The following is a 10,045-nucleotide window of genomic DNA, read 5'->3' on the forward strand; positions in this document are numbered from 1 at the left end:
GGCGATGCTTACTTTCGCTGTCACGAACTGGATCTGGAGACGAACGGCAATGGCCTAAGAAGAAGGTATGAACAGTCTTTATAAGCCAGAAAATCTCTATGAAAATTGTTTAAAACTCAAAAGAGGCTTTCCCCAACTCATAGGGGGAAGCCTCTTTCTTATGAATCTATAAGTTGAATGTCATACTCTTTAAACCAGACATGAATTTGTGCTAAATGTGCCAGCAGCTGTGGGCCGGACATTAATTGCCCAAACCATGGTACCTTAAATGCATTCCCTTTAGATTCTACAATTTCCTGTAGTTTTTGCTCATCAAAAAATTCGTGAAGTATGGAATTCCGGTCTGTTAATACATCCTTCAGCCAGGATTGGACCCTATCCGTGTAGATTGGGTTATGTGTTTTCGGATATGGACTTTTTTTGCGATACAGTATTTCTTCTGGCAATAAGCCTTCAAGGCTCTTCCTCAAGATTCCTTTTTCACGATTTCCTGTCATTTTCATGTCCCATGGAATATTCCAGACATACTCAACCAACCGATGATCCGCAAAGGGTACACGGACCTCAAGACTTGCAGCCATACTCATTCTATCTTTCCGATCAAGCAGTGTCGTCATAAACCAATGAATGTTTAAGTAAAAAAGTTCTCTACGTTTGGCGTCTATCCCGCTTTCTCCATCAAGCCGCGGTGTTTCAGCTATCGTATCCAAATATTTCGACATCGCATAATCCTCAAGCTTCAGCTTATCCTGCCAATCTGTTTTTAATAAAGAAACCCGTTCCGCAGTTGAGCGCATCCAAGGAAATCCGAGTCTATTTAAATCGTCTTCTCGGTGAAACCAAGGATAACCCCCAAAGATTTCATCTGCACATTCTCCTGAAAGACCGACGACAAAATCCTGTTTGATTTCACGGCAGAACCATAACAATGATGAATCGACATCTGCCATCCCGGGTAAATCACGGGCATACACCGATTCGGTCAAATAATTTACCAGCTCTTCTTGCGAAATAATTGAACTGTGATGAGCCGTATCGAACGTATCAGACATTTGTTTTATCCACGGACCATCGGAATTAGGCTGAAACTCATTTGCCTTAAAATACTTCTCATTGTCCTCATAATCTATAGAATACGTATGAAGCCTTCCCTTTCCTTCTTTTTTATAAGCATTGGCAGCGATGGCTGTTATTGCACTTGAATCCACACCTCCTGATAAAAAGGTGCAAAGTGGTACATCCGATACGAGCTGCCGTGTGACAGCATCCTCGACAAGGAAACGCACCTTTTCCGCAGTCTCACCGAGAGAATCCTGATGTTCTTCACTTTTCACATTCCAATACCGCCAAGAACGTAGCCCCTGCCGACTGAGTGTCATCGCATGTCCCGGACGCAATTCCTTTATGCCATGAAACACACCAGATCCAGGTGTCCTAGAAGGCCCTACCCCAAAAACTTCTGCGAGTCCCTGTCTATCCATTTCAGGTTTTATATCTCGATGAGAAAGTATTGCCTTTAGCTCTGAGCCAAAGATCAGTCCTCCGTTTTTCTCTGCATAAAAAAGCGGTTTTACTCCTAAACGATCTCTAGCAATGAATAGCTTTTGCTCAGCTTCATCCCAAATCGCAAAGGCAAAAATCCCATTAAAGTAATCCACACATTTTTCCTTCCATTCAATATAGGAAGTTAGTAAAACTTCTGTATCAGAATGACCCTTGAACGAATATCCTTTTACTAACAGCTCTTTTCGCAAATCTTCTGTGTTATATAGTTCGCCATTGTAGCATAGTACGTAATCGTTTTTGGCATGACTTTTTAACATAGGCTGTTTTCCGCCTTCTGGATCGACAACAGTCAGTCGGCGATGTCCAAAAGACGCATGCAGGGTGCTCCAGACCTTGGTATCATCGGGTCCACGTTTCGATAGTGTTTCCGTCATTTTTTGTACAGTTTCTTTTTCATTTAGCAAATTTTGTTGAAAATGAACCCAGCCGGTAATCCCGCACATTTTAAATCAGTCCTCTCTGTTGCAATAATGAACTAGCCGAACGATTAATGTGTTCATGGCTTTCCACATGCAAATTATGCTAATTGGATAGTATATAAAAATAAACTATGCAACTAAACATAAATGGTTATTTGTCCTATATCTTTTTTCACGAGGTTATAGTTTGAAGGATTTATGTCTAAAAAGTAGGTGAGGCATTCATTTCTGGAGGTAGACTATGAGTCAACAACAACGCGAGGTCTTATATGACCGGCAACCAAGAGCATTTACAGAAGGCACCGTAGAAAACATCAATCAACAGTGGATCTTTTTCGATAGCGAAACAGATGAAGCCTCTTCCTTAGAGGAATATGTTCATCAAGAGGTGGAGGTGCAGCGAGGCAGGAATTGGTACCGGGGCACACTCGAAGAAAATGGCGTTGTCAATCTGAGGCGTGAAACCTTTAGTTTAAGTGATGGAGAGCAAATTAAAATCAGAAAACAAATGATTTATTCGTTTGATTCTCTTTTAGAAGAATTGGATGATGATTCATTTTTTCAGTTTGTAACATCTCTTAATTCACTGGACTTCTCCATTTTTGATTGTATATATAGCTATAATCAGCTATCCTTCCTGCGAGATGTACATTCCAAATCAGGGGTAAACTTTTTAATCTTTGATAATGAATCGCAGATTTGTGCTGTTCAACATCACTTCTTTTACTCTAAAAATCGTCATGATCGTTTTGAATTTACGTTAAATACCGGCAAACGAATTATGATTGAAAAATTAAATAAACCGTCTGACTCATAATCAAAAAAAATGGCTTTCCCCCTAAAGGGAAGCCATTTTTTTATGCAAACGGACTGAAACCTTGTGGTAACGATAGACCAAGGTACAGTACAACGACAAAGGCAATGACAAACGCGATCCAAAGAGCGCCAGTGCTTTTCCCTTTTGAAGTACGAACCAAGACCATTTCGATAAGTCCGATAACAATGATTCCAACAATCAGTTTTACTGCATAAAAGCCAAAACTGCTGCCAATTAACGCGAAGCCTGAACCGATAATCGCCAGATACAAAACACGAGTAATCATATGAGTAATTTTAGCCGGTTTTGTTTTCCCGCTTTTATACAGCGCGGCTGCTACGAAAAAAAGAATAATAGCAAGAATCCACGATGTTAGGTGCAAATGAGTCATAGTATATAATCCCCCTCTTAGTATTCTCTTTTATCATACCATAGACAAATTATGAAAACCAAAAACGGTTATCCGGAAATCGGTAAATGTGTACAATTAGTGAATACTATTTTTCAATGTTCCAATTTTGTCTATTGTAATTTCAATACAATCCCCTTTTGTCAGAAAACGCGGCGGTTTAAACCCTTTTCCAACACCAGCTGGGGTACCGGTTGCAATGATATCCCCCGGTTCAAGTGTCATCCCCTTAGAAAGAACTTCAATGATCTCTTCGATAGGAAAAATAAACTGCTTTGTATTCGCTTTTTGTCTACTTTCTCCATTCACCTTCGTCTCGATATCCAACTGATTTGGATTTTCTATCTCAGACTTTTCAACGATATACGGACCCATAGGACATGATCCATCCAAACTCTTGCCTAATAAAAATTGTTTGTGCCTTGCTTGTAAATCTCGTGCCGTTATATCATTTAGAATCGTATACCCAAACACATAATCTAGAGCATGTTCTTTTTGAATGGCTTTGCCTGTTTTCCCTATTACTACAGCCAGCTCGCCTTCATAATCCAGCTGATTGGTTACTTCTTCATGATTTGGAACGGGAGTACCATATCCAATTACAGAGGTTGGTGCCTTAGAAAATAGCATCACATGCTCAGGAATGTCTGCTTCACTTCCCATTTCTATTGCATGATCCACATAATTTTTTCCCACACAAAAGATGTTTTTTGCCGGACGCGGAATGGGTGCTTCCCAGTCGAAATTTCCTTCTTCTACAAATAATTCAGTTTGATCGTCTGTATCGGCTGCCCAATGTTGGATCGCCGATGCTTTATTGAGAAACTCCTCCCCTTCTGCGATACAAGCAAGCAGCGTGTTCGGCACCTCCAATTCCATTTTTTCTGCTGCATCTTGAAGCAATAATACCTTTCCTTGTTCTACGACAATGACTACCTTGCTGGCAGAGCCGATTTTGACTGTTGCAAATTTCATCTTCGACACACTCCTTAGTAAGATATCTAGATTTGGCGTAAAAACTGTTCAACTTGTCTGCTATTTTTAAAAAGATATACTTTTTTACCCTCAAGATCATGTAGTCTTTTTTTTATTGCTGGTGCTTTTTTTCGATTAAAGGTTCGGACATAATTAAAAAATTCGAGATCAATTTTCTCTGGACAGTCTGTCGCCATATCTGGTCGTGTTTTCCCCTGATACATCACTCTTCTTTTTATAATCCGGTATAAGCAGAGCGATGTGGGAAAATCAAGATAAATGACAGTATCCGCAGGTTCTAGACGAAGTTCGAGTGTCCCACGATAATTTCCATCCACTATCCACTTATCACCTTTAAGCAGGCTTTTTTGACGCATTATGAATTCCTCAGAACTTGACTGTACCCAGCCTGGCTTCCAGAATAGCGCATCTAAATGGATGACCTCACTATTGATCTTTTCTGCCAACTTTAGTGCTAACGTTGATTTCCCTGAACCACAACAGCCTAAAATGATTACCCTCTTCATGAAAGCCCCCTGAAAACTTATTTTTTAAATAATGGACGTTTTCCATAGGTGAAGAATCTCCAGATATACTCGATTGGACCGATATAAAAATACCTCAGCCATAGCAGGCTTAACACCATTTGACCGATATAGATGATGAAAACGAATAGGAGTCCTGTCGTAAAGGAAATTTCTCCATATATACCTAAGCCGTAGGAATAAAAAATTAACGTAGCTACAATCGATTGAAACAGATAATTGCTGATTGAAAGCCTGCCGACTGCTGCAATCGGTGTAAAAATTTTCGTCAGTTTTCTGTGTTGAAACACTAAGGTGAAGAGGAATATATAAGCAAATGAAACGATCGGTCCTCCAAAGAAATCCTGTATCATATCTGCTGCCATGTTAGCTTCCATCGTGTACGGAAGAGTTTTCAGAAAGAAGCCTATTAGGAAAGTAAAAACTGCTATCCATAGTACTTTTTTTTGATGTAGTTTCGGATTATGCAGCCACTTGAGTTTGGCGATACCTGCACCCATTAGAAAATGCGGGAAAATGGAGAAAAAGATGATCAATGCACTTGCAAAATTATTCACCTTATACCAATCTGCTATTCTTTGCTCAGTAATCTCCATGAAACTACCGTTCTGGTAGATATTCATAGTGGCTTCAGCTTGAATGAAATCTGTTTCAATGGATGAAGAGTTTCCTGTAGCCACCATCAGCAGCATCATAAGACATAAAGCTGCAAACGGAAGGATATACATAAGTGATCCAAAGATTAGCAGGGTTTTTCCTCTCCATTTATAGAATAGTAAAAAGACAAAGCCAAATAGAGCATAAGTAATCAAAATATCACCGTGCCATACCAAAGAGGCATGCAGAATCCCAATCACTAACAAGGTCGTCATCCGTCTTACAAAAAGCGTTGGAAAAGATTGACCGTGTGCAGCACTACGTTCAGCCAATAATATAGCCCCAAAACCAAATAAAAAAGCAAACAGCGGATAAAAGCTTGCCTGAGCCATTACATCAACCAATATGTATAAAAGATGATCAGGATTTTGATTCCACCAAGTCAAGGGATCTATATCCATAAACGGTGAATGGAAAGACGGCATATTAACTAAGAAAATACCTAATATGGAAAAGCCGCGAAGAATATCAATGGTTTCAATACGATTTTGTTGGATAGCGTTAGTCACTACTGCACTCCTTTTTTTGGATTTTCTCTCTAAAGATATCATACTATACAACATTATTTGTCTAAAATAAGCTTGAGGGATTAGTTTCCCCCAAGCTCATTTTAAACTAGTTTACAAATTTACCAGTGATCCCTCGTTCTTCCCAATAGGCATTTCGCAACTGAACTTTTTGAATTTTACCTGATGCAGTCTTCGGCAGTTCTTCTACAAAACTCACACCCGTTACAGCCTTAAAATGGGCAAGTCTTTCGCGAGTATAAGCAATAACTTCCGCTTCTGTTAACTCTTGATTATTTTTCCGAACAATATATGCGTGAGGTGTCTCCCCCCATTTCTCATGCGGAACTGCAATAACAGCCGCTTCAAGAATTGCGGGATGTTCATATAGCATTCCCTCTACTTCTATCGAAGAAATATTTTCACCGCCAGAGATAATGATATCTTTCTTTCGATCGACGATTTCAATCGTTCCATTTCCATCAATAACTCCCATATCCCCTGTGTGAAGCCAGCCATTCCGAATGGATTCCATTGTCGCTTCTTCATTCTTCCAATACCCTTTCATGACACCATGGCTGCGGGTTATGACTTCGCCAATTTCCTTCCCATCATGAGCCACTTCCTCACCATGTTCATTGACCACTTTCACCTCACTGCCAATCATAGAATGTCCTGCTTTAGCTTTCATTTGGTAGATTTTTTCCTCAGGTAAATCTAGATGCTGCGAACGGATTGTCGAAACGAGACTGAGTGGTGATGATTCAGTCATGCCATACACCTGAATAAACTCCCAGCCAAGTTCTTTTTCAACTCGGGAGACAAATGCAGGAGGCGGTGCCGATCCTGCTATCACTACTCGAACATTCCGAGAGACGCACGGGGTATGCTGATCATAATATTGCAGCAATGCATTTAAGACGGTTGGTGCCATATGTATAATCGTTACATTATGCTTCTCGATCGCCTGAAAAATCGCTTCTGGTGATGTTTTACGCAGACAAATTTGAGAAGCTCCATTCGCTGTATAATAAAATGGCGATCCCCACCCATTCACATGGAACATCGGAAGCACATGCAACAGGGTATCTTTATCACTAACACGTAAATGATGCATTGTACTGAGCGCATGAAGATAGTTATTTCGGTGTGTCAGCATCACACCCTTTGGATTTCCAGTCGTACCACTCGTATAAAGAAGACTACACACATCCTCTTCATCCACATATTCCCGCTCAAATCCGTTGTCTGGGAAATCAGCCAGCCATTCATTGTAACCGATTTCATTTATATCATCAGTTCGATGATGGACGATGATCGTATGTACACATTCTAACTTTTCCTTAATTGGCTGGATCAGCTGGTACAGATGCTGATCGACAAAAAGTACTTTTGCTTCACTATGATTCAAGATAAATAAATAGTCTTCCGGAGTCAGTCTCGTATTAAGCGGTACCATAATCGCTCCAAGTTGAAAGATTCCATAAAAACCTTCAAGCATTTCAGCTGAATTTGGTGTCAAATAGGCTACTCTGTCACCTTTACTGATCCCGAGTTTTCTTAGACCTGCCGAAAGCTGGTTAACTCTTTTATTAATTTGAGCATAGGTAAACACTTTGTCTTCTGTAAAAATGGCCTCTTTCTCTCCATACAGTGAAACCGCTCTGTCTAAAAAAGAAGATAGTACTAATGGTACCTTCATGTAATCACTCCTTCTATTGTTTGAATCAACTATATTTTATCACATTTATTGACTTCTTTGAAGATTCTGAAAGGATTTTGAATAGGCTATTTAATCACCTTCATCGATATTGAACATAAAATGGTCATAGGAATTCTTACTAAAGGGTGAATTATTATGCCAGCTATCGTCGGAGTAGTCCAGGTAATTAATGTAGGAAGCAGCGGAGTCTTTCATATTGGTGATGTGTTCAAAATATCTCCGTTTGCAACCTCTAAAACCTTTGCAGGTGCAGGGTCATTTAATACTGGCGAGACGATTTCGCTTTATAACGCCGCCAGCTCAACCAATACGAACGACACAGATGCCATTGACCAGCCTACCGTTTTAAATTTATAGCGGATGGTATCCCCCTAATTACTCAGGGAGGAGGATTGTATGATTTTCAATATTCAACAAAACATTCATATCCATATGATAAAAATTAACAGTATCGGGAACTCGTCTGTTTTTCAAATTGGCAGTTCAGGGGTAATTAAGGCTCTTTCGACTTTGTCTAATACAGGCGGCTACACAGAACCAGCTCCGCAGCTCGACAACGAAGGAGAAAGCTTTGTCCCCTACCCGCCGACTGGCTAACTTAGGCATTCACCTATATCTGGTTCTAGGCATATATTGAATCGATATATATATGCATAAGAGGTGAGGTGAATATGGATGCAGAATGATTTCTACTCATATACAGTCCAAATGCAAAGATATTTAGAAACTCAGGACAATCGAATTAAAATGCTGGAAAATGAACTTGCCCTCATGAAAACGAAACTAGCAGAACTCCAAAATAAACCAGCAGTGAATGTTGAAAAAATTGAGTATAAGTTTGACCAGTTAAAGGTCGAGACGCTTGAAGGCACTCTAAATATCGGGCTGAATCCAAGTGACCTCAGTAATATTGAGGAGCTGGCCATTAATTCTGCAAATCCCCCTCTGCAGCCTTATGTATTCCCTAATCGGCAGCAGTTTGTTGAAGACATTTCGGCATCTATTGCAGCTGAAATGGATGAATTAATTCAAGATACAGCTCAGCAGCAACGCGAAAACCTGGATCCATCTTTTCATCAGCTTATTAAAAGTGATATTGAAAAACAACTTTCCCAGCGTGTCAGTCTTTATCTTGATCAAACATCACAGACAGAACGCTCACCCCATTTACTAGAACAAGTGAAAGAAAAAATTAGTGAACGAATTAAAAGTGATATCACTCAGTCCATCAGAAACTTTATTCAATCTTCATCGAACACGACAGGAGGAAACAGCTAAATGGATTTTCACGTTGTTAATGGCGAACTCTGTGTTGAAAATATCGAGGTATTAGGTGTGTCAGCTTCATCATTATTCTTAATTGGTGATGCTCAAACGATCCAGCTTTCATCTGTCTTCGATACCCCTCCCGAATCATTAATTATTGGACCGACATTCCCTTTTATTCCAAAAGGGTAACTCTATGCTCAGCAGAATAGCAAAGGTTAACTCCTTATCCTTAAAAGTTTTGTCTTTCAGTTCTTTGTTGCAAATAGGCGACTGTAGTTATGCAGAATCCTCTTCCAAAGCATTTGCGCTGCAACGCTATAAATCGGTATTCGATGGTGAAGAAGCAAATGGTATTGACCACCCTGTTTTTCATTTACCTTCCGTTTATTTACCAATTACTGAACCTATTCAAACCACGTTCAATCATCGTCAACCGTTTATTAAAGTAAATCGGATAAACATCATAGGGGCAACACTATCCTCTATTATCGGAATTGGTAATATCAAACATTCTTCTATGGAATCAAGAATATTGCACATTAGACAGGTTCCTTACAAACAAAACATCGAGGAGCAGCTCTATGAAATAAATGAAGGACCGCCTTCTGAACCTAACGATAGTTAAGAATGAATGAAAGGAATGGTAGCATGCCAGCGATTATTGGACCCGTTCAGGTGATAAATGTCGGCGGTGGTGTCTTGCAGTTCGGTGATACCATCGTCATCTCACCAAAAAGCAGTGCCAAAATTATTGAAGGCTCGGGATCATCCAACACAGGGGCTTTCATTTTCACTGGCAGTGGGATTAATGGAAACAACGTCCTCGATGTCAACGGTGTTGATCAACCGATTGTCGGAAATAATTAGCTCCACAAGCATATGAAAAGGACCAAATCTCCAAGCGATTTGGTCCAATTTTTTATTCAATTTCGAGTAAATGACCGCCGTCAAAGAAAAACAAATAACGGTGTTTTACTTTCTTTTTCATGATCGTTTCAATAGCACGTGTATAAAGCTGAAGCTGGACTTGATACCGCTCAGCAAGAATCTCTTTTGCTCCATCGAAGCCATGAACAAAACGACCTGTAATTTTATCTGTTTTATAATCCAATAGTACAAGTCCATCCTCATCCTCAAAGATAAGTCGGATCGTAGCCAT

The 10,045-nt window shown here is 39.9% G+C and carries 14 protein-coding genes; 7 read left to right on the forward strand and 7 right to left on the reverse strand.

Annotated elements, in window-relative coordinates; translation table 11 throughout:
- Positions 1–158: 158 nt before the first annotated feature.
- Positions 159–2,009, reverse strand: coding sequence for an asparagine synthase (glutamine-hydrolyzing) (gene asnB / locus AC52RT_RS06855; protein ID WP_495540052.1), 1,851 nt, complete (start codon positions 2,007–2,009; stop codon positions 159–161).
- Between the two features lie 217 nt (positions 2,010–2,226).
- Between asnB and AC52RT_RS06860 the strand changes: the two genes are divergently transcribed.
- Complete coding sequence (locus tag AC52RT_RS06860; RefSeq protein ID WP_495540053.1) at positions 2,227–2,802, forward strand: DUF2777 domain-containing protein; 576 nt, start codon at positions 2,227–2,229, stop codon at positions 2,800–2,802.
- 40 nt (positions 2,803–2,842) lie between these two features.
- On the opposite strand, the gene AC52RT_RS06865 is transcribed toward AC52RT_RS06860, so the two are convergent.
- The 5 genes from AC52RT_RS06865 to AC52RT_RS06885 form a co-directional block, all read right to left on the reverse strand.
- Complete coding sequence (locus AC52RT_RS06865; RefSeq protein ID WP_495540054.1) at positions 2,843–3,193, reverse strand: YisL family protein; 351 nt, start codon at positions 3,191–3,193, stop codon at positions 2,843–2,845.
- Between the two features lie 96 nt (positions 3,194–3,289).
- Positions 3,290–4,186, reverse strand: a complete 897-nt coding sequence (locus AC52RT_RS06870; protein ID WP_495540055.1) for a fumarylacetoacetate hydrolase family protein — start codon at positions 4,184–4,186, stop codon at positions 3,290–3,292.
- 26 nt (positions 4,187–4,212) lie between these two features.
- Positions 4,213–4,713: a DNA topology modulation protein gene (locus tag AC52RT_RS06875; RefSeq protein WP_495540056.1), complete on the reverse strand. Its 501-nt coding sequence runs from the start codon at positions 4,711–4,713 to the stop codon at positions 4,213–4,215.
- A gap of 17 nt (positions 4,714–4,730) precedes the next feature.
- Positions 4,731–5,897, reverse strand: coding sequence for a DUF418 domain-containing protein (locus AC52RT_RS06880; protein ID WP_495540057.1), 1,167 nt, complete (start codon positions 5,895–5,897; stop codon positions 4,731–4,733).
- 106 nt (positions 5,898–6,003) lie between these two features.
- Positions 6,004–7,596 carry a long-chain-fatty-acid--CoA ligase gene (locus tag AC52RT_RS06885; protein WP_495540058.1) on the reverse strand — a complete coding sequence of 531 codons (1,593 nt, stop codon included), beginning with the start codon at positions 7,594–7,596 and terminating at the stop codon, positions 6,004–6,006.
- Positions 7,597–7,752: 156 nt separating this feature from the next.
- On the opposite strand from AC52RT_RS06885, the gene AC52RT_RS06890 reads away from it, so the two are divergent.
- The 6 genes from AC52RT_RS06890 to AC52RT_RS06915 all read left to right on the forward strand — a co-directional run bounded on the left by AC52RT_RS06890 (position 7,753) and on the right by AC52RT_RS06915 (position 9,753).
- Positions 7,753–7,974 carry a spore germination protein gene (locus AC52RT_RS06890; protein WP_430167642.1) on the forward strand — a complete coding sequence of 74 codons (222 nt, stop codon included), beginning with the start codon at positions 7,753–7,755 and terminating at the stop codon, positions 7,972–7,974.
- A 39-nt stretch (positions 7,975–8,013) separates the two neighbouring features.
- The gene (locus tag AC52RT_RS06895; RefSeq protein WP_495540059.1) at positions 8,014–8,214 is read left to right on the forward strand and encodes a spore germination protein GerPB; all 201 of its coding nucleotides are present in this window, start codon (positions 8,014–8,016) and stop codon (positions 8,212–8,214) included.
- Positions 8,215–8,292: 78 nt separating this feature from the next.
- Positions 8,293–8,895, forward strand: coding sequence for a spore germination protein GerPC (gene gerPC, locus AC52RT_RS06900; protein ID WP_495540060.1), 603 nt, complete (start codon positions 8,293–8,295; stop codon positions 8,893–8,895).
- A complete protein-coding gene (locus AC52RT_RS06905; protein WP_495540061.1) occupies positions 8,896–9,075 on the forward strand; it encodes a spore germination protein GerPD in 180 nt (59 codons plus the stop codon).
- 4 nt (positions 9,076–9,079) lie between these two features.
- The gene (locus tag AC52RT_RS06910) at positions 9,080–9,511 is read left to right on the forward strand and encodes a spore germination protein GerPE (protein WP_495540062.1); all 432 of its coding nucleotides are present in this window, start codon (positions 9,080–9,082) and stop codon (positions 9,509–9,511) included.
- A 23-nt stretch (positions 9,512–9,534) separates the two neighbouring features.
- Positions 9,535–9,753, forward strand: a complete 219-nt coding sequence (locus tag AC52RT_RS06915) for a spore germination protein (RefSeq protein WP_040376021.1) — start codon at positions 9,535–9,537, stop codon at positions 9,751–9,753.
- A gap of 52 nt (positions 9,754–9,805) precedes the next feature.
- On the opposite strand, the gene AC52RT_RS06920 is transcribed toward AC52RT_RS06915, so the two are convergent.
- Positions 9,806–10,045 (reverse strand): hypothetical protein (locus AC52RT_RS06920; protein ID WP_495540063.1); only part of this gene is annotated, 240 nt, incomplete at its 5' end.

Source organism: Peribacillus sp. (genome assembly GCF_059453735.1).

Excerpts from the sequence above, each read along its gene's own strand:
- AC52RT_RS06885 (WP_495540058.1), bottom strand. The coding sequence starts at position 7,596 with ATGAAGGTACCATTAGTACTATCTTCTTTTTTAGACAGAGCGGTTTCA.
- AC52RT_RS06860 (WP_495540053.1), top strand. The coding sequence starts at position 2,227 with ATGAGTCAACAACAACGCGAGGTCTTATATGACCGGCAACCAAGAGCA.
- AC52RT_RS06875 (WP_495540056.1), bottom strand. The coding sequence starts at position 4,713 with ATGAAGAGGGTAATCATTTTAGGCTGTTGTGGTTCAGGGAAATCAACG.
- AC52RT_RS06865 (WP_495540054.1), bottom strand. The coding sequence starts at position 3,193 with ATGACTCATTTGCACCTAACATCGTGGATTCTTGCTATTATTCTTTTT.
- AC52RT_RS06915 (WP_040376021.1), top strand. The coding sequence starts at position 9,535 with ATGCCAGCGATTATTGGACCCGTTCAGGTGATAAATGTCGGCGGTGGT.
- AC52RT_RS06905 (WP_495540061.1), top strand. The coding sequence starts at position 8,896 with ATGGATTTTCACGTTGTTAATGGCGAACTCTGTGTTGAAAATATCGAG.
- AC52RT_RS06895 (WP_495540059.1), top strand. The coding sequence starts at position 8,014 with ATGATTTTCAATATTCAACAAAACATTCATATCCATATGATAAAAATT.
- asnB (WP_495540052.1), bottom strand. The coding sequence starts at position 2,009 with ATGTGCGGGATTACCGGCTGGGTTCATTTTCAACAAAATTTGCTAAAT.
- gerPC (WP_495540060.1), top strand. The coding sequence starts at position 8,293 with ATGCAGAATGATTTCTACTCATATACAGTCCAAATGCAAAGATATTTA.
- AC52RT_RS06870 (WP_495540055.1), bottom strand. The coding sequence starts at position 4,186 with ATGAAATTTGCAACAGTCAAAATCGGCTCTGCCAGCAAGGTAGTCATT.
- AC52RT_RS06910 (WP_495540062.1), top strand. The coding sequence starts at position 9,080 with ATGCTCAGCAGAATAGCAAAGGTTAACTCCTTATCCTTAAAAGTTTTG.
- AC52RT_RS06890 (WP_430167642.1), top strand. The coding sequence starts at position 7,753 with ATGCCAGCTATCGTCGGAGTAGTCCAGGTAATTAATGTAGGAAGCAGC.